The sequence below is a fragment of the Solirhodobacter sp. genome (assembly GCF_964715405.1).
In genome coordinates this window covers 22,451-43,218 of sequence record NZ_CBAICG010000023.1, presented here as the reverse complement: position 1 = coordinate 43,218, position 20,768 = coordinate 22,451, and the positions used below count along the sequence as shown (strand labels likewise).

The following is a 20,768-nucleotide window of genomic DNA, read 5'->3' as shown; positions in this document are numbered from 1 at the left end:
GCGCCTAGTCCGCGAAAGGGTCGGTGACGAGGATCGTATCGTCACGCTCGGGCGAGGTCGACAGCAACGCGACCGGGCACTGGATCAGCTCTTCGATGCGCTTGACGTATTTGATCGCGGCGGCGGGCAGGTCGGCCCAACTGCGCGCGCCCGCGGTGCTTTCGCTCCAGCCGGGATGCGTCTCGTAGATCGGTTTGACGCGGGCCTGAAGGTTGGCGGCGGTGGGAAGGTAATCCCAGGTCTTGCCGTCCAGCTCATAGCCGGTGCAGATCTTCAGCGTCTCGAACCCGTCGAGCACGTCCAGCTTGGTCAGCGCGATGCCCGACACGCCCGAGGTCGCACAGGTCTGGCGCACCAGGACCGCATCGAACCAGCCGCAACGGCGCTTGCGCCCGGTGACGGTGCCGAATTCGTGCCCGCGACGGCCGAGCGTGTCGCCGTCGGCGTCGAACAACTCGGTCGGGAACGGGCCTTCGCCGACGCGGGTGGTGTAGGCCTTCACGATGCCCAGCACGAAGTCGATCGCGGTGGGCCCGAGCCCGGTGCCGCTGGCCGCCATGCCGGCCGTGGTGTTGGACGAGGTCACATAGGGGTAGGTGCCGAAATCGACATCGAGCAGCGAGCCCTGCGCGCCCTCGAACAGGATGCGCTTGCCCGCCCGGCGCGCCTCGGTCAGCACCTTCCAGACCGGGGCCGCGAAGGGCAGGATCTTCGGCGCAACCTCCAGCAGCGCCGCCGTCAGCGCCGCGCGGTCGATCGGGTCAAGGCCAAGGCCCGCCCGAAGCGCGTTGTGATGCGTGAGCAAGCGGTCGATGCGCAGGTCCAGCGTCGGCGCGTCGGCAAGGTCGGCGACACGGATCGCCCGACGGCCCACCTTGTCTTCATAGGCCGGGCCGATGCCGCGCCCGGTGGTGCCGATCTTGGCAACCGCGTTCTGCGCTTCCCGCGCCCGGTCAAGCTCGCCGTGGATCGGCAGGATCAGCGGCGTGTTCTCGGCGATCAGCAGGTTCCCGGGGGTTACCACCACGCCCTGCCCGGCGAGCTTGTCGATCTCGGCCAGCAGCGCCCAGGGGTCGAGCACGACGCCGTTGCCGATCACGCTGAGCTTGCCGCCCCGCACGATGCCCGAGGGCAGCAGCGACAGCTTGTAGACCACGCCGTCGATCACCAGCGTGTGGCCGGCGTTGTGCCCGCCCTGGAACCGCGCGATCACGTCGGCCCGCTCTGACAGCCAGTCGACGATCTTGCCCTTGCCTTCGTCGCCCCACTGGGCGCCCACCACCACGACGTTGGCCATTCGCCCCTCGCGTTGCCTGAAACCGAAGCGCGGTATAGCCCCCCGGACCGGGCCGCGAAACCACTATTTCGTCGCGTCTTCCCGATGGTTGGCCCGGAACGCTGGACAGGGCGCGCCTTGTGAGGGTAACCAAATGATATTTGCGTGACAGGTCCGGGGAGGGCGAATGACGGGCATATTCCTGCGGTGGTTCTTCGCCTTCGTGCTTCTCGCTGCCACCTTCAACCCGACGCCGTTCAACTATGTCCGCTGGGTCGAGGCGAACCAGACCAGCAATCTGTCGCTGTCGGTGTTCTTCGGGCTGATCCTCTTTCTCGGCTACGTCATCTACCTCAGCGCCACGCTGCGCTCGATCGGCACTTTCGGCGTGATCATGGTCTTCGCCGTGTTCGGCTCGCTGATCTGGGTGCTGCACGATCAGGGCATCCTGCTGCTCAGCAACTCCGACCTCAACCTCTGGCTTGGCATCTTTGCGCTGTCGCTGGTGCTGGGCATCGGCCTCTCTTGGGGCTTCCTGCACCAGGCGCTGACCGGCCGCGTCGACGTCGACGAACACGAGGAGTGAGGGCGGCGACGTCAGGGGTGATGGATTGAATAAGATGCGTCAATTAGAAGAAACTGCGGGAGCCATCACGCTTTGATAGCGATTACCCGGACTCATACTTACGGGGGCGGGGTTTCGCGGATAGGGTTCAAGTCCGAGTTTACAGACAACCTGAAGCTTGTCCTCGTTGAAAGGCGCAGGTTGATTGCCTTTGAAATCCACGATCAGCGCATCGTAGGCAACCGTGACCGGCCTTTGGAATGGGCGTTTGAGCACAATTCCCCTTGCGTCGAAAAACGCTGCGTCCAGCCCGGACACATTCTGTTTCTGAAGGGCCGTCAACGCGCTGGTTGCCGTAGCCGCGGCGTCGGTCGTCGTTGTGGTTCCGACGACGACCGTGGGTCCATAGCTCGCGCCTCCCGTCCCCGCAACCGCAGCGGATTGCTTGGCCAAGGCCAGGATAGAGGCGTTTTGATAGCTGAAATTGATCTCACGGGTCAAATAGTCGAGCGTCACGACCTTGTAGTCCAGAACCACGTCGATCGGCTTGGACGGATCATCGCCCGCTCGCCGCCGCTTGTCCTGAAAGCGCTCGAACAGGAGTTTGACCGCGCGTCGGCATTCCTCCGGCCGCTTCGGAGGCATCATCTTCTCGATCTGCCCACTCAGGTCTGCGGCAACTCTAAACTTGGACGCTGCGTAGCTGCGCACGTCGCCAAAGTCGACAGTGACCGTCGTTCGATTGCTGCTGAACAACCCGCCAAGAAAGGCCGGGCCCACGTTGGCCCAACCGAAGTTTGTGCCTGCGTCTGCACTGATTGACGGAAACGCGACCGCTGGTAGTGGAACATTCGTGGCGGCGCCCGCCGAGAGTTCCAGCCGCCCCTTCGGGAGGTCCAACTGTTTGATATCCAAAGCGGTCCCGGTCACCGTGGTGTCACTGAACGAAACCCGCCCGTTCAGGTTCTTCTGCGCGTCGGAAAATACTTCCGCGATGTTCCCGACGCGAATCTCCTCGGAGTCCAGCGGCCCTGCGATCTCACCCGGCTTAAGTTTCCGTGCAATTTCCAGGTACACATCGCCGACCTGAAAATCCTCTCTGGGCGGATACACAGGGATCAGGTCGAGTTTTCGCACCTCGGCGTCATATTGTTGCTCTACGCTGTCCTTGGGCAGACTGCACGCAGAGAGCGAGAGCAACCCAAGAAATGCCGCGCCAATTCTAGAAGCATGCATGAATTCCTCCCAACGACAAGGAAGAGGTGAGATGCAAGTAAAATACCGAATCAGATCACGTTTCCGTGAATATCGACAATAACATGGTGCAAGCCAGTTTTCTATTTGGAATTGGTTTTCCGACGTGGCGTTCGCGCCCGCTCCACCTCAGGCGCGCTGACTGCCCGACCTGCGTCACCCCAACGTCAGGGGTTGCGGCACGGAGTGCATGCGCCTAAATAGCCCCGTCCGAAGCCAGCGGAGCCCCGGCGCTATGGAAAATGTCGTCCTTGTCATCCACCTGATCCTGGCGCTTTGCCTGATCGGCGTCGTGCTGTTGCAGCGGTCGGAAGGCGGCGGGCTTGGCATGGGCAGCAGTGGCGGCGGTGGCGGCGTGATGACCGGGCGGCAGGCGGCGACCGCGCTGGCCAAGCTGACCTGGATCTTCGCCGCGGGCTTCTTCGCCACCTCGGTGACGCTGACCGTCCTTGCGGCGCGCCAGGCCAGCGTGGGCTCGGTCGTCGATCAGCCGACCAGCAGCGCCCCGGCCACCACCACCGGCCCGGCCCCGCTGCCGAAATCCACGCTGCCCGCGCCTGGCGAGCTGTTGCCGCCCTCCGCGACCGGCACCGCACCGGCCCCCGACACCACGGCCCCCGCCGCGCCAGCCGATGCGCCCGCCGCACCGCCCCGCGCTGGCAACTGAGGCAATCCACTAGCCTTTGATCGCGCCCGCCAATTGATTACTGCATCTTGCGGTCCGCTTGCGGTCGCGCCGGATTTGGACTATGAGTCAAATCCCGTGATGCTGTTCCGCGCAGGCCGCGAATCGCATTCCTTGAACCGGAACTTTCACGGGGGTCCATCCGCATGGCACGTTACGTTTTCATCACTGGCGGCGTGGTGTCCTCGCTCGGCAAGGGGCTGGCCTCGGCCGCGCTTGGCGCGCTGTTGCAGGCGCGCGGCTACTCCGTCCGGCTGCGCAAGCTCGACCCCTACCTGAACGTCGATCCCGGCACGATGTCGCCCTTTGAACACGGCGAGGTCTTCGTCACCGACGACGGCGCGGAAACCGACCTTGACCTCGGCCACTACGAACGCTTCACCGGCGTCGCCGCGCGCAAGACCGACAGCGTCTCTTCCGGCCGCATCTATTCCAACGTGCTGGAGAAGGAACGCCGCGGCGACTACCTTGGCAAGACGATCCAGGTGATCCCGCACGTCACCAACGAGATCAAGGACTTCCTGAAGATCGGCGAGGCCGAGGTCGACTTCATGCTGTGCGAGATCGGCGGCACCGTCGGCGATATCGAGGGCCTGCCGTTCTTCGAGGCGATCCGCCAGTTCACCCACGAACGCCCGCGCGGCGAGTGCATCCTGATGCACCTGACGCTGGTGCCCTACCTTGCGGCCTCGGGCGAGTTGAAGACCAAGCCGACCCAGCACTCGGTCAAGGAACTGCAAAGCATCGGCCTTGCCCCCGACGTGCTGCTGCTGCGCTCCGAACACCCGATCCCCGACAAGGAACGCGAAAAGATCGCCCTGTTCTGCAATGTCCGCAAAAGCGCCGTGATCGCCGCGCCCGACCTCAAGACCATCTACGACGCCCCGCTGGCCTATCACCGCGAGGGGCTGGATCAGGCCGTGCTGGACGCCTTCGGCATCTCGCCCAGCCCGCGCCCCAACCTCGCCCGCTGGGAAGACGTGATGGACCGGCTGACCCATGCCGAGGGCGAGGTGCGCGTCGCCGTGGTGGGCAAGTACACCCAACTGGAAGACGCCTACAAATCCATCGCCGAGGCGCTGACGCATGGCGGCATGGCCAACCGCACCCGCGTGAAGGCGGAATGGATCGACGCCGAAATCTTTGAACGCGAAGACCCGGCGCCGTACCTGGAGCCCTTCGACGCCATCCTCGTGCCCGGCGGCTTTGGCGAGCGCGGCACCGAGGGCAAGATCAAGGCCGCCCAGTTCGCCCGCGAAAAGGGCGTGCCCTACCTCGGCATCTGCCTGGGCATGCAGATGGCGGTGATCGAGGCCGCGCGCGATCTGGCCGGCGTGACCGACGCGGGAAGCGAGGAATTCGACCACGAGGCGGGCCGCAGACGCTTCACGCCGGTGGTCTACCACCTGAAGGAATGGATTCAGGGCAACCATGTGGTGGAACGCAAGCTGGGCGACGACAAGGGCGGCACCATGCGCCTGGGCTCCTACACCGCCACGCTCGCCCCCGGCAGCCGCGTCGCCGCGATCTACGGCAAAACCTCGATCGAGGAACGCCACCGCCACCGCTACGAGGTCGACCTGCGCTACCGCGACAAGCTGGAAAGCTGCGGCCTGATCTTCTCGGGCATGTCCCCCGACGGCCGCCTGCCCGAGATCGTCGAAATCCCCGACCACCCCTGGTTCATCGGCGTGCAGTTCCACCCGGAACTGAAGTCGAAACCGTTTGCACCGCATCCGCTGTTCGCGGATTTCATAAGGGCGGCGGTGGAGGTGAACCGGCTGGTGTAGACATTCTACCTTTACAAGTAACTTTTCATCCGGTATGTGTTCAAAGTGGACATTGGAGGCTGGCATGAAAGTACTTGGATTTTGGAACAACAAAGGCGGCACGGGCAAGACTAGTCTGTCCTTCCAGACCATATGTGCGTTTGCAGCGCAAAACCCCGAATCGAGGATACTTGTGGCGGATGTCTGCCCACAGGCAAACCTGAGCGAATTGCTATTGGGTGGACAGGAAAATCACGGCGGCCAGAACCTACTATCTCTTCACGGAAGCATTCCAAGGCGTTCTATTGGTGGATACTTCCAAACCAGAATGCCGAAGCCCTTCGATCCCTCCGGTACTGCAACTGGTAGTTTTATCTCTATCCCGCATAAATTCAACAAATCAATCCCAAGGAATGTGTCGCTGCTTGCTGGTGACCCACTGTTAGAATTGCAGGCAAATGCGGTTTCCACGCTGGCGAATACACAACTCCCCGGCACCGATAGTTGGGGTATGGTAGTGAGTTGGCTGAGGGACTTCCTAGAAGTGAGCATTGATGAATTTGACTTTTGCTTTGTGGATATGAATCCAAGCTTTTCGATGTATACGCAAATAGCTTTGGCCGCCTGTGAACGTTTGGTACTGCCCGTAACTGCGGACGACTCTTCACGACGCGGGATTCAAAACGCTTTGAGCCTCATATATGGAATTGCATTGCCATCGGATATTTACGCTCGGCACAACTTCCAGTCTCGCATGAGCGCTGCGTCTCTCCCGCTACCAAAGGTTCACTTGATCGCCAAAAACAGACTGACGCAGTACATCAAAGTTGCAAAGAGCTATTCGGCAGTGCTTGACGGAATCGACGACGATATCAAGGCGCTCTTGAAATCATCTCCTAGTTTCTTTACGTTCACGAAGTTGAACGATGGAGTGTTCAACGTCAAAGATTTTCAGACGGCGGGGGTGGTAGCGTTTGCTCGAGGCACTCCATTTGTAAACATGCAATCGGGCACCTTAAGTGTTGCTACACAACGAGTACAGGTCAATAAGGATCAGTTGGACGAGGACCGTGAAATCGTGGATACGCTGGCTAAATTGCTCTGGTGAGCGAAGCAAGGGATGCCCCCCCGCCGCCCCGCCCGCTATCACTGCCCCAGCCCCGAGCGGAGCCGCCATGACCGACGACCTCAGCCTGTTCTTCGTCATCGACGGCCCCCGGCTGGAGGTGCAGTCGCTGCTGCTGGCCGCCACGCTCAGGCACCACAATCCGCAGGCGCGGCTGATCGGCTACATCTCGGCCGAGACCCGCACCGCGCTGCGCGAGGTCAGCCGCGCCGTTTATGCGGCGACGGGGGTGGAGCTGCGCGATCTGCCGGGGCCCGGCGCGCTCTGGGCGCGGCCCTACCCGCATGGCAACAAGCTGATCGCGGCGGCGGAACCGCGCGAGACTTCGGTCTCGGTCTTCCTCGACACCGACATGGTGGCGGTGGCGCCGATCGACCCCGCCGACCTGCCGGGGCCGGGCGAGGTCTGCGTGGTGCCCGAAGGCGTCGCCAGTTGGGGCGCCAAGGGCGATCGCTGGGAACGCGCCTATGGCTTCTTCGACCTGCCGCTGCCGACCGAACGGGTGACGCTGATCCGCCACGGCCGCAGCTTCGTGCCCTATTTCAACGCCGGTTTCGTCGCCTTCCGCGAGAATGACCCCGCGCCGGGGCAAAGCTTCGGCCGGCTCTGGCGCGATACCGCCAGCGCCTTCGATTACGGCTGCCAGATCGCCAACAAGCGGCCCTGGCTTGACCAGATCACGATGCCGCTGGCGATGGCGCGGCACGGGCTGCGCTACCGGGTGATCGACGCCGCGAACAACCTGACGATCTCGAACCGGCTGCCGGTGGAGGGGCTGGCGCCGAAGATCCTGCACTATCACCGCGGCCGCTATCTGGTGCCCTGGCCGCAGTGGCCGGGCGTGCTGGCGCAGACGCTGGACGCGATGCCGCCCGCGCTGCGCCCGGCCTTCCTGACCGCGCTGGACGACAGCCGGTTCGCCGCCGAGGATGACGCGCCCGAGGCCGACGCCGCCGAATAGCGGCGCCGCTCCGCCCATGCGCGCGCCTCCCCCTTTTCCTAAGCCGACACCCCGGCTATCACGGCTCCGTCAACCGGAGCGACCGATGCGCCCATTCCCGATCCTTGCCGCCACCGCACTGCTGGCGCTTGCCGCCTGCGCGCCCGGGCCGACCCCTCCCGCCGCCGAGGCGCCGCTGGGCCGCGTGGCGGGCGAAACGCCCGAGATGGACGCACTGATCGCCCGGGCCGCCAAGTCTTATGACGTGCCGGTGACGCTGATCCACCGCATCGTGCGGCGCGAGTCGAGCTACAACCCGCGCGCCCGCAACGGCCCCTATTACGGGCTGATGCAGATCCTGCCGCAGACCGCGCATACGATGGGCTATCAGGGCCCCGACAGCGGGCTTTACGATCCCGGCACCAACCTGACCTATGGCGTGAAATACCTGCGCGGCGCCTGGCTGCTGTCGCACGGCAATCAGGACACCGCGGTGATGTGGTACGCCAAGGGCTACTACTACGAGGCGCGCCGCCGCGGGATGCTGGAACAGGTCGGCCTGAACTGAGCCTCACTCACGCGCGGATCACGTCCCGGCGACCGGGCGTCCGCGATGTTGCCCGGCCTGGAGACCGCCGCTATCCTGCGCGCCGACAGGGGGGACGTGCGATGGCGGGCTCGATTTCCACGCGGATGGGCGGATGACCGGCAGCCTGCCCGGTGCCGCAGGGGCCGCACTGATCTGCGCGCTGGCCGGGCCGGTGGCGGCGCATCCGCATGTCTGGATCAGCTATCACCTGGATCTGGTGTTCGATCATGCCCGGCTTTCGGCGATCCATCAGAACTGGCAGCTTGACCCGCAGTTCTCCTCGATGCTGTTGCAGGATCAGGCGCCCGACCACCGCAAGGGCCAGCCGCTGAGCGCCACCGATATCGCGGCGCTGCGCGATCACGCCTTCGCCAACCTCGCGCATTACGCCTACTTCACCCAGGTCTGGGCGGGGGCCAACCCGGTCGCGCTTGGCCCCGCGCGCGACTACACCGCGCACCTGACCGGCGACGCGCTCAGCTACAGCTTCGTCACCCCGCTGGCGGTGCCCGCCGACCCGCGCGCGGCCCCGCTGATGATCGGCGTGTGGGACGACAGCTACTACGTCGATCTCGAACCGACCGACCCCGAAAGCGCCGCCGTCACCGTGCAGGGCGACAGCACCTGTCGCGCCGCCATCGCCGAAGCCAAGGATCACCCGATCTACTTCGGCACCGTCATCCCCCTTGCCATCAGGATTGCCTGCTCATGACCGCTTTCCGCGCCCTCGCCGTCCTGCTGCTCGCGTTTTTCTGCCTCGCCGCCCCGCCCGGCCCGGCGCGCGCGGGCACCGACTACTTCGGCCACCCCGACGCCGCCACCGCGGCACAGGCCGCCCAGACCCCGGTCGAGGCGCGCGTGACCCTGCCAGAGCCGTTCCGGACCCTCCTCGGCACCGCCGTCCTGTTCCAGCGCGCGCTCGACGCCCGGCTGCGCGCCGATCTCGATGCCGCGAACCACGGCGGCGGCTGGGCGGCGGATGCGGCCATCGTGCTCGCGGCGTTCCTGTACGGCGTGCTCCACGCCATCGGCCCCGGCCACGGCAAGGTGGTGGTCGCCAGCTACCTTGCCACCCGCCGCACCCGCTTTGTCCATGCGCTGGAGATGAGCGGCACCGTCGCCGCCGTGCAGGCGCTGTCGGCGGTGGTGCTGGTCGGCGTGCTGGCGGTGATCTTCGGCACCACCGGCAAGGCGATCCTCGACCATGCCGGCACGATCGAGATGGCAAGCTACATCGCCATCGCCCTGATGGGCCTCGGGATGGCCTGGGCCGCGCTGCGCCCCGGCCCGGCCCCGGCCTGCGGCTGCGGGATGCCGCATGACCATCACCACGGGCATGAGCACGCGCACGGGCATCACCATGACGCCGCACCGCCCCGCAGCCAGCTTGCGCAGATGCTGACCACCGGCGGGCTGGCCGGGTTGCGGCCCTGCTCGGGCGCCATCCTCGTGCTGCTGTTCACGCTGGCCAACGGCATCTTCCTCGTCGGCGTTGCGGCGACGCTGGCGATGGGGGTCGGCGTCGCGCTGACGGTGGCGGCGGTCAGCGTCGGCGCGGTCGGGCTGAACCGCGCGGTGGCGGCCACGGGCGGCGGCGCGCGCGGCCGCTGGCTTGGTCGCGCCGCCGCCTTCAGCGGCGCGATGGTCATCGCCACCTTCGGCGCCGCCGCCGCGACCGCCATCGCCACCGGCATGATCGCCCCGCTCATCGGCTGAGACAGCGCGGATAGGCGGATTTGCTCTGGATCATGGCCCCCTGCGCGGGATCGCGTTAGATGAATCTCATATCTGGCTGCTCTAAGCGGCCCGGTGTTTTCACGCCCTGCATTCGGAGCTGCTGATGCCCACCCCCGAAGACCTGCCCGGCCGCGACTGGCTGGAAGCCGAACTGGCCGACACGCTCGACGAGGATATCGAGCTGGAACTGGAAGATGCCGCCCTGAGCCGCGAAATCGCGCGCATCTACAAGACCAAGCACCCCGACGCGATCGACCGCGTGACCTATTTCCACGCGCTGATCCGGATGCAGGCCGAACTGATCAAGCTGCAGGACTGGGTGCAGCATCACAAGGAAAAGGTCGTGGTCATCTTCGAGGGCCGCGACAGCGCCGGAAAAGGCGGCGTCATCAAGCGGATCACCCAGCGCCTGAACCCCCGCGTCGTCCGCGCCGTGGCGCTGCCCGCGCCGTCCGACCGCGAGAAATCGCAGTGGTATTTTCAGCGTTACGTCCCCCACCTGCCCGCGGGCGGCGAGATCGTGCTGTTCGACCGCTCGTGGTACAACCGCGCGGGCGTTGAACGCGTGATGGGCTTTGCCTCGGACGCGCAGGTGGAAGAGTTCTTCCATGACGTGCCTGAATTTGAACGGATGCTGGTAAGGTCCGGGATTCGCGTGATAAAATACTGGTTCTCGATCACCGACGAAGAACAGCAGATGCGGTTCCTGATCCGCATTCACGACCCTTTGAAGCAGTGGAAACTCAGCCCGATGGACCTGCAATCCCGGGTCCGCTGGGAACAGTACACCAAGGCCAAGGAAGAGATGTTCGCCCGCACCAACATCCCCGAGGCGCCGTGGTATATCGTTGAGGGCAATGACAAAAAGCGCGCGCGGCTGAACTGCATCGACCATTTCCTGTCGATGGTTCCTTATGGACCGGTGCCGCATGACGAGGTCAGCCTGCCCGACCGCGTGTTCAACCCCGACTACGAACGCACCGTGCTGCCGCCCGAGCTTTATGTGCCGCAGAAATACTGACCGTTCAGTAATTGCCGGTGTTGCCGCCCCCGGTCGACCCACCGCCGCCTTTGTTCCCGCCCCCATTGTTCTGGGCCGGCGGAGGGGCGGCCGCGACGCCGGGGATCAGCACGAACCCGTGGCCGTTCGGGCCGACGCCGAGGGTCGCGGGCCCCGAGCCGCTCACGTTGGCCTCGACCCGGCCGGTGAGCCGGAGGATCGTGATTCCGGGCAGCCCGGAGGTGTCGATGGTCAGCGTCTTGAACGGTTGCCGCAGCGCCTGTGCGGGCTCCGCCTTCCCGGTTGCCGACAGGTGCGCAGCCGTCATGTCCGCGAACCGCAAGTTCTCGCAGGGCGCACCCCCGCGGCAATCGGGGAAAAACAGGTAGACGCCGGGCGTCAATTTCAGCGTCGTGGTGAACCGGCCCTTGTGGTCGGTATGGAAGGCGGCGATCGTGGCGCCGCTGGACACGATCCGCGAGAAGCCATCATAAAGCGCGCCCGCCACCGGTGGGGCGATCGGCTCGGGGATGCTGTGTTGCTCATCCGCCACCGTCGGCAGGGCAAGACCGGCCACCAGAGCCACAACCAGCGGGGCGAGGCGACGCATCGGCGCCAAGACAGCGATCAGCCGGGTGAGAACCTTCAAGACAGGGCGTCGCATTGCAAACCTCATACCAGAAATGACTTTAACAGCGCTGTCGTGAATACCTGCGCCTGTCCGATGAGTCGATCAAGGGGCAAGGCTTCACCGCGCGCTTCGCCGCCGCTACCATGCCGCTCCGGAGGCCGCGATGCTGACGTTCCACAGGCTTGATGTCTTCCCCCCCCGGCCTTTCGTCGGCAGTCGGCTGGCCGTGGTGGTGGGGGCCGACGCGCCCGGCCCGCGCCGGATGCCGACCCTCGCCCGCGCCCGCCTCACCCCCGCCGGGGTCGGTGCGGACGTTCAGGCCCGCATGATCTCGACCGGCACCGGTATACCGGAACACCACGCCACCGGGTCGGTGAGCGCGATCCTCGCCGTGCAACCGCACGCGGTCGGACTTGTGGCGCCCGGCATTACCCGCTCCCCCCTGATGCAGGGCGTCGAGGTGGCCCGCCCGCCCGATCTGGCGCTGACGACCTGGGTCGGCGGCCGGACGGCGATCCGCGTCAAGGGCGCGGCGGTGCCGATCTCGTCGGGCCTCCTCCACATGCCTGAGCTTCCACCCGCAACCGATTGACACAGAAGGATACCACATCGTGCCCAAGGGATACTGGATCGTTCAGGTCGACGTCCATGACGCGGCCGCCTACAAAGCCTATCAGGCGCTGACCCCGGCCGCGCTCGCCAGGTTCGGCGGGCGGATGATCGTGCGCGGCGGCGCGCAGGAGATCCGCGAGGGCAGCGCGCGCCCGCGCAGCGTGGTGGTCGAATTCCCCAGCCTGCAAGCCGCGCGGGACTGCTACGACAGCCCGGATTATGCGAAAGCCCGCGCCCTGCGCGCCAAGGTGGCGACCGCCGACCTCATCATCATCGAGGGGGCGCCCGACTGATCACCGCTCATTTCCGCGTCATCGCAGGCGCTTGCCTCTTGGCGCGTCGCCTTCGGCTGCCTATACCCCTTTCATGTTCGCCGATCTCCTCCGTGGCCTGCTGGCCCCCGAACCCTCGCGCCTCAGCCACCCTGACGCGCGGCTGGCGCTGGCTGCGCTGATGGTGCGCATTGCGCGCGTCGATGGCGACTATTCCGACGCCGAGATCGGCCGGATCGACCGCATCCTCATGTCGCGCTACGCCCTGTCGCCCTTCGACGCGATCGCGCTGCGCCACGAGGCCGAGGCGCTGGAGGCGGAGGCCCCCGACACCGTCCGCTTTACCCGCGCGATCAAGGAGGCGGTCGATTATGATCACCGCGAAAGCGTGATCGAGGCGCTATGGGAGGTCGTGCTGGCCGATGGCGCACGCGATGGCGACGAGGATGCGATCCTGCGGCTGCTGGCCAACCTGCTCGGCATCAATGACCGCGACAGCAACCTCGCCCGCCAACGTGTTGAGTCCCGGCAGAAATGATCGCCACGCTGCCGATGTACGACATGACGGCGCTGCAAGGCGCCAATGATGCGTTCTGGGCCGCGGTGCGCGACGCCCTGCGGGCGCGCGGGATCGCCGCGCCCGATGCGCTGAGCCGTGACATCGGCATGTGGGAGGGCTGGCAGGCGCCCGATCTGGTGCTGGGCCAGACCTGCGGGATGCCCTACCGCACCCGTCTGCACGGCCGGGTGGCGCTGATCGCCGCTGCCGATTACGGGCTCGATGACACCGCGCCCGGCCACTACCACAGCGTCTACGTTGTGCGCGCGGATGAACCCGGCGACGGGGCCGAAGCCTTCGCCACCCGCCGGTTCGCCTACAACCAGCCCGACAGCCATTCGGGCTGGGCCGCGCCGCAGACCTGGGCCGCCGCGCGCGGTTTCCGGTTCGATCCCACGCTGGAGACCGGCGGCCACCGGCTTTCCGCGCTGGCCGTGGCCGAGGATCGCGCCGACATTGCCGCGCTTGACGCCGTGACCTGGCGGTTCCTGACGCGCCATGATCCCTCTCTCACCACCCGGCTGCGCGTCGTCGGGCGCACCCAGACGGCCCCCGGCCTGCCCTTCATCGCCGCCCCCGGCGCCGATGCGGCGGGAACGCTGGCGGCCCTGTCCGAGGCGCTTTCAACCCTCGACGAAAGCACCCGCGACACCCTGATGATCCGGGGCTTTGTCGCCATTCCGGCGGTGGATTACCTGGCCGTGCCAACCCCGCCCGGCCCCTGACCTGCCGAATTCCGTTGCTTTCCGACCGGCTTTCAGCCAACTGAGGGGTGTAGCAACCCCCAAGTGACATTGTGACCGCGCCCGCCCCCGCCCGTGACCCCCACCGCCAGCCCGGCAATCCCGGCTGGATCGGGGGCCAACCCGGACGGGGACGCGCTCTGTCATTGTCGCTGGGGACTGCCCTTCGGCGCGCTGCGCCGGAGGCCCTGCCGCGCCATTCCGGTCGGCAGCCCAACCCCCGGTGAGATGATGAAGAACTGGCTCAGAAAACACCCCGAGGTGCGCACAATCCGCGTGGCCGCCGCCGACCTGAACGGTCAGGCCCGTGGCAAACGCATCCCCGCGCGCTTTGCCGAAAAGGTCGTGACCGACGGCACCCGCTTCCCGATGTCGGTCCTGAACCTCGACATCTGGGGCGAGGATATCGAGGACAGCCCGCTGATCTTCGACTCGGGCGATGCCGACGGCGTGCTGCGCCCGACCGAACGCGGCTTCATCCCGATGCCCTGGCTGGAGGCGCCGACCGCGCTTTTGCCGATCTGGATGTTCCGCGAGAACGGCACGCCCTACGAGGGCGATCCGCGCCACGCGCTGGCCGCCGTGCTGAACCGCTATAAGGCGCGCGGGCTGACCCCGGTCGTCGCAGTGGAGCTGGAGTTCTTTCTGATCGACGACAGCGGCAAGACGCTTCAGGTGCCCACCAGCCCGCGTTCGGGTCGTCGCCGCAAGGCCGCCGAGACGCTGGCGCTGCGCGCGCTCGACGCCTTCGACACGTTCTTCACCGACCTTTACGACATGTGCGAGGCGATGGACATTCCCGCCGATACCGCCATTTCCGAGGCCGGGTTGGGCCAGTTCGAGATCAACCTGATGCACAGCGATGACGCGCTGAAGGCGGCCGACGATGCCTGGCTGTTCAAGATGCTGGTGAAGGGCCTCGCCCGGCGCCACGGCTTTGCCGCAAGTTTCATGGCCAAACCCTACCCGGATTATTCCGGCAACGGGCTGCATACCCATTTCTCGGTGCTGGATGCGGACGGCGCCAACATCTTCTCGAATGGCGGCCCCGAAGGCTCCGCCGCGCTGCACCACGCGATTGCGGGGTGCCTGGCCGCGATGCACGACTCCACCCTGGTCTTCGCGCCGCACGCCAACAGCTACGACCGGCTGGTGCCCGAGGCGCATGCGCCCAACAACGTCTGCTGGGCCTATGAAAACCGCACCTCGGCGATCCGTGTGCCTTCGGGCAGCGTCTCGGCGCGGCGGATCGAACATCGCGTGTCGGGGGGCGACATCAACCCCTATCTGATGCTGGCCGCCATCCTTGGCGCCGCGCTGATCGGGATCGAGGAAGCGCTGATCCCGCCGCCGCCGATCACCGGCAGCGCCTACGCGCTTGATCTGCCGCAACTGCCCGTGGCCTGGGACGAGGCGATCGACGCCTTCGACAAGAGCAAGATCATGCCCCGGATCTTCCCGGCCGAACTGATCCGCAACTATGTGCTGACCAAGCGGCAGGAACAGCGCTACATGGCCGAACTGAGCGCCGAGGAGCAGGTTGAAGTCTACCTCGATACCGTCTGACGCCCCCCTTGCCGCGCGGCGGGGGCCGGTCTAGGCTTTGTGAAACAACCAACAAGAGCACCATATGCTGATTGGCATCCTGCAAACCGGAGAAGCGCCAGAGGCGCTTCGCGGGCGCACTGGCGACTATCCCGACATGTTCGAAACCCTGCTGGCGGGCTATGGCTTCACCTTCCGCACCTGGCGCGCGCTCGACAACGAACTGCCCGCCTCGGTGCAGGACGCCGACGGCTGGCTGATCACCGGCTCGCGCCACGGCGCCTATGACGACCTGCCGTTCATCAAGCCGCTGGAAGCCTTCATCCGCGCCGCCTACGAGGCGCATGTGCCACTGATCGGCGTCTGCTTCGGCCACCAGATCATCGCCCAGGCGATGGGCGGCAAGGTCGAGAAATACCACGGCGGCTGGTCGGTCGGCCCGCAGGAATACGATTTCGATGGCAGCAAGATGGTCATCAACGCCTGGCATCAGGATCAGGTGACGGAAAAGCCGCCGGGGGCGACCCGCGTCGCCTCGTCCGATTTCTGCGAGAATGCGGCGTTCCTCTATGACGACCGCATGTTTTCGGTGCAGCCCCACCCCGAGATGACCGACGACTACGTCGCCGCCCTGATCGAGACACGCGGCAAGGGCGTGGTGCCCGATCATGTCATGCAGACCGCCACCGCGAAGCTTGGCACCCCGCTTGACAGCGGCAGCCTGGCCGACCGCATGGCGGCATTTTTCAAGCAACCCAGAGGTTAAGCCCGAAAGGCCACCCGATGTCCGACTGGAGCCAGAAACTGCCCGAAGCCGCCCGCGACTACATCGCCGGGCGCCGCCTTGACGAAGTGGAATGCATCATCGGCGATATTGCCGGCGTGGCGCGCGGCAAGGCCATGCCCGCGTCGAAATTTGCCAAGCAGCCCAGCTTCTTCCTGCCGAACTCGATCTTTCTGCAAACGATCACCGGCGAATGGGCGAACAACCCGGTCGGCGCCTTCACCGAGCCGGACATGATCCTGGTGCCGGATTTCTCGACCGCCACCGCCGCGCCCTGGACCGCCGACGTGACGCTGCAGGTGATCCACGACGCGCAGGATCAGCAGGGCAACCCGATCGCCTTCAGCCCGCGCAACGTGCTGCGCCGCATCATCTCGCTTTACGAGGCCGAGGGCTGGACCCCGATCGTGGCGCCCGAGATGGAGTTCTTCCTCGTCGCCCGCAACACCGACCCGAACCAGCCGATCATCCCGCCGATGGGCCGCTCGGGCCGCCGCGCCGCCGCGAAACAGGCTTATTCGATGTCGGCGGTGGACGAATACGGCAAGGTCATCGACGACATCTACGACTTCGCCGAAGCGCAGGGCTTCGAGATCGACGGCATCCTGCAGGAGGGCGGCGCCGGTCAGGTCGAGATCAACCTGAACCACGGCGACCCGGTGAAGCTGGCCGACGAGATCTTCTACTTCAAGCGCCTGATCCGCGAGGCGGCGCTGCGCCACGACTGTTTCGCTACCTTCATGGCCAAGCCGATCGAGGGCGAGCCGGGATCGGCGATGCATATCCACCACTCGATCGTGGACGTGAAGACCGGCAAGAACATCTTTTCGGACAAGAAGGGGCAGGAAACCGAAAGCTTCATGCACTTCATCGCCGGGATGCAGACGCACCTGCCCGCCGTGATCGCGCTGCTCGCGCCCTATGTGAACAGTTACCGCCGCTACGTTCCGGACTTTGCGGCGCCGATCAACCTCGAATGGGGCCGCGACAACCGCACCACCGGCCTGCGCGTGCCGATCAGCGACCCGGCCTCGCGGCGGCTGGAAAACCGGCTGGCGGGGATGGACTGCAACCCCTACCTCGGTTTCGCGGCGTCGCTCGTCTGCGGCTACCTTGGGCTGAAAGAGGGCAAGCTGCCGCGCGCCGAATGCACCGGCGACGCCTATATGTCGGAGGACGAGCTGCCCACCAACCTCGGTGATGCGCTCGACATCTTTTCGGAAAGCACGCCGATCCGCGAGGCGCTGGGGGCCGATTTCTGCAACGTCTACGAGTCGGTGAAGCGCAACGAATACAAGGAGTTCCTGCAGGTCATCAGCCCGTGGGAGCGTGAACACCTGCTGTTGAACGTATGAACCTGCTGCACGCCAACGACCGGCCCGGCGCCTATCCCGCCAGCTTGTATGCCGCCACCGCCACCCCGCTGGCGCCCTTCCCGGCGCTGGCGGGTGCCGTGCGCGCGGATGTCTGCATCGTCGGCGGCGGCTACACCGGCCTGTCGGCGGCGCTGCATCTGGCGCAACAGGGGCTGTCGGTTGTGCTGCTGGAGGCGCACCGGGTTGGCTTCGGCGCCTCGGGGCGCAACGGCGGACAGGTCGGTTCGGGCCAGCGACTTGAACAGGACGCGCTGGAGCGGATGGTGGGCAAGGCCGACGCCCGCCGCCTGTGGGACATGGGCGAGGATGCCAAGGCGCTGTTGCGCGCGCTCATCATCGACCATGCGATGCCGGTAACCTTCCACCCCGGCGTCGCCCATGCCTGTTCCCGCCCCGGCGAGGTGGCGCAATCGCACGCCTATGCCGAAAAGCTTGCCCGCGATTACGGCTACGACAAGGTCCAGCCGCTCGACCACGCCGAAATGGCCGCCCTTACCGGATCGGCGGCCTATGCGGGCGGGGCCCTCGACCACGGCGCCGGGCACGTTCACCCGCTGAACTTCGCGATCGGGTTGGCGAAGGCAGCCGCCGCGGCGGGCGTGCGAATTTGCGAGACCAGCGAGGTCACGGCGATCACCCAAGGCCCGCCGCACCGCATCCGCACCGCGCAGGGCGAGGTTACGGCGGATCATGTGATCCTGGCCTGCAACGGCTATCTTGGCGGGCTGGAACCGCAGGTCGCGGCCCGGGTGATGCCGATCAACAACTTCATCGTCGCCACGGAACCCCTTGGCGAGCGGTGGAAATCCATCCTGCCGGGCAATCAGGCGGTCGCCGACTCCAAGTTTGTCGTGAACTACTGGCGCCGCTCCGACGATGGCCGCCTGCTGTTCGGCGGCGGCGAAAGCTATGGCTACCGCTTCCCGCGCGACATCGCGGCGGTGGTGCGCAAGCCGATGCTTCAGGTCTACCCCCAACTCGCCGATGCCCGCATCGACTACGCCTGGGGCGGCACGCTGGCCATCACCATGAGCCGCCTGCCCTGCTTCCTGCGCATCGCCCCCACCATCCTCTCGGCCTCCGGCTATTCCGGCCATGGCGTCGCCCTCGCCACCCTCGCGGGCCGCATCCTGGCCGAGGCCGTGGCGGGTCAGGCTGGCGCCTTCGACCTTGTGGCGAAGCTTCCGATGCGACGCTTCCCCGGCGGGCCGGGCCTGCGCACGCCGCTGCTGATCCTTGCGATGACGTGGTACGCCCTGCGTGACCGGATCGGCATGTGAACGCCGATCACGCCCTTTTGCCATAGCCAAATCGCCCGTCAGCATTTACACAAATCCTGAAACAGACCTTCAGGAAAGGTGAAGCATGGCCCTTGCTCCCAACGTCTATGACGCCGAGCCGATCCCCGATGCCGCCCGCGCCGAGATCGAGCGGCTGCTGACCTCGGGCGACCTCTTCCGCTACACCTCCGAAGGCTCGCCCGTCTACCTGCTGGAGCAGGAATTCGTCGCCCTGATGGGCAGCCGCTACGCCCTCGCCGTCTCGTCCTGCTCGGCCGCGCTGTTTCTGTCGCTGAAGGCGCTGGGCCTGCCGCGTGACGCCCGCGTGCTGATCCCCGCCTTCACCTTCGCCGCCGTCCCCTCGGCCGTCGTCCACGCAGACTGCGTGCCGGTGCTGTGCGAGGTCGGTGCGAACTACCGCATCGACATGGCTGATTTTGCGCGCAGAATCGACGACAACATCGCCTGCGTCCTGATCAGCCACATGCGCGGCCACACCTCCGACATGGACGCGATCATGGCGGCCTGTGACGCCCGCGGCATTCCGGTGGTCGAGGATGCGGCGCATTCGCTCGGCACCGAGTGGAACGGGCGCAAGATCGGAACGATCGGCAAGATCGGCTGCTTCAGCTTTCAGTCCTACAAGCTGGTGAACGCAGGCGAAGGCGGCATCCTGATCACCGACGACCCCGAGCTTGCGGCCCGTGCCACCATCATGTCGGGGGCCTACGAGCATAACTGGAAAAAGCACGCGGGGCTGCAGAACAGCTTTCACCACTGGCAGAACAAGCTGCCGCTCTACAACATGCGCCTGCAGAACCTCTCGGCCGCGATCATCCGGCCGCAACTGCCGCTGGTGGCCGAACGGGTCGCCAAGGGCCGCGCCAACCACGATTACGTCGCCGACCGGCTGAACACCTCGGCCTGGCTCGACGTCCCGCCGCCGCTGGGGCCCGAGGAACGCGCGCCCGACTCGATCCAGTTCAACCTCGTCGGCTTTGCGACCGACGCCGAGGCGCGGGCGTTTCAGGATGCGGCCAAGGCGCGCGGCGTGGTGGTGCAGGTGTTCGGCCTCAGCGCCGATAACGCGCGGGCATTCTGGAACTGGCAGTTCCTGGGCGAGGCGCCCGACCTGCCGCAGACCCGCGCCATGCTGATGCGCGCCTGCGACGTGCGCTTGCCGGTGCGCCTGAGCCGGGAAGACCTCGACGTCATCGCCGGGGCGCTGCTGGCCGCTGCCGAAGACGTCAAGGGCGAGGCGCGCGCCTACGGCACCTGAGCCCGCCCGTCATCCCCGCGCCAGCGGGGATCTCCCCGTTCGCGCATCCGCTCAGACATCGGCAAGGACGAGGTAGGCGGCCACCTCCCACGGCGTGCCATCCGGGCGGGGCACCAAGGCACGCAGCACCTCCACCGCGACCTGCCTGAACCCCGCCGCGCGGTGCAACGCAGACAGGTCTTCGGCCGTGCGGGTCACGATCCCGAATTCGGCCCGCATCGCGGGCATGTCGGCGGCCGTCTCGGGCGTGGTCGAGGCCGTCACCAGCCGCCCGCCCGGGGCAAGAACCCGGCGAATCTCGCGAAGTTGCCGGACGGGGTCGGGCCAGAAGTAGATGACGTTCACCGCCAGCGCCCGGTCGAAGCTGCTGTCCGCCACAGGGATCGCGGCGGCCTCGGCCAGTTCGAAGGCGGCCACCCCCGCGGCGATGCGGTCGGCGTTGAACGCCCGGGCCTCGGCCACCATCGTGGGCGAGACGTCGATCCCGAGGTAACGCAGCCCCTCGGCCCGCGCGAGCAAATCGGGCAGAAGGCGGCCGTTGCCCGGCCCGATCTCCAGCACCGACTGGCCGGGGGCCAGCCCCAGCCGGTCCAGCGCGGCGGCGTTCCCGGCGCGATTGGTCCGGTTCATCCGAAGGCCGATGTCGATGCCGACCTCGCCCTCCGGCTGTCCGAGTTGCTGCGCCTGCGCCGAAGGGGGCAACGCTGTGAAATCCGCCATGGGGCCTCGTGCGTCCTGTTCTCCCT

22 protein-coding genes are annotated in these 20,768 nt (G+C 66.3%); 18 read left to right on the top strand and 4 right to left on the bottom strand.

Annotation, left to right across the window (positions count from 1 at the left end):
• Positions 1-4: 4 nt before the first annotated feature.
• Positions 5-1,297: an adenylosuccinate synthase gene (locus AC11WY_RS11780; protein ID WP_482925646.1), complete on the bottom strand. Its 1,293-nt coding sequence runs from the start codon at positions 1,295-1,297 to the stop codon at positions 5-7.
• Positions 1,298-1,463: 166 nt separating this feature from the next.
• Between AC11WY_RS11780 and AC11WY_RS11775 the strand changes: the two genes are divergently transcribed.
• Positions 1,464-1,862 carry a DUF6524 family protein gene (locus AC11WY_RS11775; RefSeq protein ID WP_482925644.1) on the top strand — a complete coding sequence of 133 codons (399 nt, stop codon included), beginning with the start codon at positions 1,464-1,466 and terminating at the stop codon, positions 1,860-1,862.
• 39 nt (positions 1,863-1,901) lie between these two features.
• Here the strand turns inward: AC11WY_RS11775 and AC11WY_RS11770 are convergent, their stop codons facing one another.
• Entirely contained in the window at positions 1,902-3,077 is a 1,176-nt protein-coding gene (locus AC11WY_RS11770) for a hypothetical protein (protein ID WP_482925642.1), read from the bottom strand.
• 253 nt (positions 3,078-3,330) lie between these two features.
• Between AC11WY_RS11770 and secG the strand changes: the two genes are divergently transcribed.
• The 8 genes from secG to ppk2 all read left to right on the top strand — a co-directional run bounded on the left by secG (position 3,331) and on the right by ppk2 (position 10,962).
• Positions 3,331-3,762, top strand: a complete 432-nt coding sequence (gene secG / locus AC11WY_RS11765) for a preprotein translocase subunit SecG (RefSeq protein WP_482925640.1) — start codon at positions 3,331-3,333, stop codon at positions 3,760-3,762.
• A gap of 164 nt (positions 3,763-3,926) precedes the next feature.
• Positions 3,927-5,570, top strand: a complete 1,644-nt coding sequence (locus AC11WY_RS11760) for a CTP synthase (RefSeq protein WP_482925638.1) — start codon at positions 3,927-3,929, stop codon at positions 5,568-5,570.
• Positions 5,571-5,634: 64 nt separating this feature from the next.
• Positions 5,635-6,657 (top strand): ParA family protein, encoded by a 1,023-nt coding sequence (locus AC11WY_RS11755; RefSeq protein WP_482925636.1) that lies wholly within the window; start codon positions 5,635-5,637, stop codon positions 6,655-6,657.
• A 67-nt stretch (positions 6,658-6,724) separates the two neighbouring features.
• Complete coding sequence (locus AC11WY_RS11750) at positions 6,725-7,636, top strand: hypothetical protein (RefSeq protein WP_482925634.1); 912 nt, start codon at positions 6,725-6,727, stop codon at positions 7,634-7,636.
• An 85-nt stretch (positions 7,637-7,721) separates the two neighbouring features.
• Entirely contained in the window at positions 7,722-8,183 is a 462-nt protein-coding gene (locus AC11WY_RS11745) for a transglycosylase SLT domain-containing protein (protein WP_482925632.1), read from the top strand.
• Between the two features lie 133 nt (positions 8,184-8,316).
• Complete coding sequence (locus AC11WY_RS11740; RefSeq protein ID WP_482925630.1) at positions 8,317-8,916, top strand: DUF1007 family protein; 600 nt, start codon at positions 8,317-8,319, stop codon at positions 8,914-8,916.
• Entirely contained in the window at positions 8,913-9,920 is a 1,008-nt protein-coding gene (locus AC11WY_RS11735) for a nickel/cobalt transporter (RefSeq protein WP_482925628.1), read from the top strand. The genes AC11WY_RS11740 and AC11WY_RS11735 overlap by 4 nt, the downstream gene beginning before the upstream one ends.
• A 124-nt stretch (positions 9,921-10,044) precedes the next feature.
• Positions 10,045-10,962 carry a polyphosphate kinase 2 gene (gene ppk2, locus AC11WY_RS11730; RefSeq protein ID WP_482925626.1) on the top strand — a complete coding sequence of 306 codons (918 nt, stop codon included), beginning with the start codon at positions 10,045-10,047 and terminating at the stop codon, positions 10,960-10,962.
• A gap of 4 nt (positions 10,963-10,966) precedes the next feature.
• On the opposite strand, the gene AC11WY_RS11725 is transcribed toward ppk2, so the two are convergent.
• Positions 10,967-11,590 carry a hypothetical protein gene (locus tag AC11WY_RS11725; protein WP_482925624.1) on the bottom strand — a complete coding sequence of 208 codons (624 nt, stop codon included), beginning with the start codon at positions 11,588-11,590 and terminating at the stop codon, positions 10,967-10,969.
• 145 nt (positions 11,591-11,735) lie between these two features.
• Here AC11WY_RS11725 and AC11WY_RS11720 point away from each other — a divergent pair, with 145 nt between their 5' ends.
• From AC11WY_RS11720 to AC11WY_RS11680, 9 genes are all read left to right on the top strand, one after another.
• The gene (locus tag AC11WY_RS11720; protein WP_482925622.1) at positions 11,736-12,164 is read left to right on the top strand and encodes a hypothetical protein; all 429 of its coding nucleotides are present in this window, start codon (positions 11,736-11,738) and stop codon (positions 12,162-12,164) included.
• Positions 12,165-12,183: 19 nt separating this feature from the next.
• On the top strand, positions 12,184-12,477 hold the full coding sequence (locus tag AC11WY_RS11715) for a DUF1330 domain-containing protein (RefSeq protein WP_482925620.1): 294 nt from the start codon (positions 12,184-12,186) through the stop codon (positions 12,475-12,477).
• A gap of 73 nt (positions 12,478-12,550) precedes the next feature.
• Entirely contained in the window at positions 12,551-12,994 is a 444-nt protein-coding gene (locus AC11WY_RS11710) for a tellurite resistance TerB family protein (protein WP_482925618.1), read from the top strand.
• Positions 12,991-13,740 carry a phosphate/phosphite/phosphonate ABC transporter substrate-binding protein gene (locus AC11WY_RS11705; RefSeq protein WP_482925616.1) on the top strand — a complete coding sequence of 250 codons (750 nt, stop codon included), beginning with the start codon at positions 12,991-12,993 and terminating at the stop codon, positions 13,738-13,740. Before AC11WY_RS11710 ends, AC11WY_RS11705 begins: the two co-directional genes overlap by 4 nt.
• Before the next feature lie 249 nt (positions 13,741-13,989).
• On the top strand, positions 13,990-15,324 hold the full coding sequence (locus tag AC11WY_RS11700; RefSeq protein ID WP_482925614.1) for a glutamine synthetase family protein: 1,335 nt from the start codon (positions 13,990-13,992) through the stop codon (positions 15,322-15,324).
• Positions 15,325-15,388: 64 nt separating this feature from the next.
• Entirely contained in the window at positions 15,389-16,069 is a 681-nt protein-coding gene (locus AC11WY_RS11695) for a type 1 glutamine amidotransferase (protein ID WP_482925612.1), read from the top strand.
• Between the two features lie 17 nt (positions 16,070-16,086).
• Positions 16,087-17,442 (top strand): glutamine synthetase family protein, encoded by a 1,356-nt coding sequence (locus AC11WY_RS11690; protein ID WP_482925610.1) that lies wholly within the window; start codon positions 16,087-16,089, stop codon positions 17,440-17,442.
• On the top strand, positions 17,439-18,743 hold the full coding sequence (locus tag AC11WY_RS11685; protein WP_482925608.1) for an NAD(P)/FAD-dependent oxidoreductase: 1,305 nt from the start codon (positions 17,439-17,441) through the stop codon (positions 18,741-18,743). Before AC11WY_RS11690 ends, AC11WY_RS11685 begins: the two co-directional genes overlap by 4 nt.
• An 85-nt stretch (positions 18,744-18,828) precedes the next feature.
• Positions 18,829-20,022 carry a DegT/DnrJ/EryC1/StrS family aminotransferase gene (locus tag AC11WY_RS11680; RefSeq protein WP_482925606.1) on the top strand — a complete coding sequence of 398 codons (1,194 nt, stop codon included), beginning with the start codon at positions 18,829-18,831 and terminating at the stop codon, positions 20,020-20,022.
• Between the two features lie 51 nt (positions 20,023-20,073).
• On the opposite strand, the gene AC11WY_RS11675 is transcribed toward AC11WY_RS11680, so the two are convergent.
• Positions 20,074-20,742, bottom strand: a complete 669-nt coding sequence (locus AC11WY_RS11675) for a class I SAM-dependent methyltransferase (RefSeq protein ID WP_482925604.1) — start codon at positions 20,740-20,742, stop codon at positions 20,074-20,076.
• Positions 20,743-20,768 lie beyond the last annotated feature (26 nt).

Bases quoted from the DNA above. Each gene is read 5' to 3' on its own strand.
- AC11WY_RS11685 (WP_482925608.1), top strand. From the start codon at position 17,439: ATGAACCTGCTGCACGCCAACGACCGGCCCGGCGCCTATCCCGCCAGC.
- AC11WY_RS11720 (WP_482925622.1), top strand. From the start codon at position 11,736: ATGCTGACGTTCCACAGGCTTGATGTCTTCCCCCCCCGGCCTTTCGTC.
- AC11WY_RS11760 (WP_482925638.1), top strand. From the start codon at position 3,927: ATGGCACGTTACGTTTTCATCACTGGCGGCGTGGTGTCCTCGCTCGGC.
- AC11WY_RS11775 (WP_482925644.1), top strand. From the start codon at position 1,464: ATGACGGGCATATTCCTGCGGTGGTTCTTCGCCTTCGTGCTTCTCGCT.
- AC11WY_RS11755 (WP_482925636.1), top strand. From the start codon at position 5,635: ATGAAAGTACTTGGATTTTGGAACAACAAAGGCGGCACGGGCAAGACT.
- ppk2 (WP_482925626.1), top strand. From the start codon at position 10,045: ATGCCCACCCCCGAAGACCTGCCCGGCCGCGACTGGCTGGAAGCCGAA.
- AC11WY_RS11770 (WP_482925642.1), bottom strand. From the start codon at position 3,077: ATGCATGCTTCTAGAATTGGCGCGGCATTTCTTGGGTTGCTCTCGCTC.
- AC11WY_RS11695 (WP_482925612.1), top strand. From the start codon at position 15,389: ATGCTGATTGGCATCCTGCAAACCGGAGAAGCGCCAGAGGCGCTTCGC.
- AC11WY_RS11740 (WP_482925630.1), top strand. From the start codon at position 8,317: ATGACCGGCAGCCTGCCCGGTGCCGCAGGGGCCGCACTGATCTGCGCG.
- AC11WY_RS11700 (WP_482925614.1), top strand. From the start codon at position 13,990: ATGAAGAACTGGCTCAGAAAACACCCCGAGGTGCGCACAATCCGCGTG.
- AC11WY_RS11705 (WP_482925616.1), top strand. From the start codon at position 12,991: ATGATCGCCACGCTGCCGATGTACGACATGACGGCGCTGCAAGGCGCC.
- AC11WY_RS11710 (WP_482925618.1), top strand. From the start codon at position 12,551: ATGTTCGCCGATCTCCTCCGTGGCCTGCTGGCCCCCGAACCCTCGCGC.
- AC11WY_RS11690 (WP_482925610.1), top strand. From the start codon at position 16,087: ATGTCCGACTGGAGCCAGAAACTGCCCGAAGCCGCCCGCGACTACATC.
- AC11WY_RS11680 (WP_482925606.1), top strand. From the start codon at position 18,829: ATGGCCCTTGCTCCCAACGTCTATGACGCCGAGCCGATCCCCGATGCC.
- AC11WY_RS11780 (WP_482925646.1), bottom strand. From the start codon at position 1,297: ATGGCCAACGTCGTGGTGGTGGGCGCCCAGTGGGGCGACGAAGGCAAG.
- AC11WY_RS11675 (WP_482925604.1), bottom strand. From the start codon at position 20,742: ATGGCGGATTTCACAGCGTTGCCCCCTTCGGCGCAGGCGCAGCAACTC.
- secG (WP_482925640.1), top strand. From the start codon at position 3,331: ATGGAAAATGTCGTCCTTGTCATCCACCTGATCCTGGCGCTTTGCCTG.
- AC11WY_RS11735 (WP_482925628.1), top strand. From the start codon at position 8,913: ATGACCGCTTTCCGCGCCCTCGCCGTCCTGCTGCTCGCGTTTTTCTGC.
- AC11WY_RS11745 (WP_482925632.1), top strand. From the start codon at position 7,722: ATGCGCCCATTCCCGATCCTTGCCGCCACCGCACTGCTGGCGCTTGCC.
- AC11WY_RS11750 (WP_482925634.1), top strand. From the start codon at position 6,725: ATGACCGACGACCTCAGCCTGTTCTTCGTCATCGACGGCCCCCGGCTG.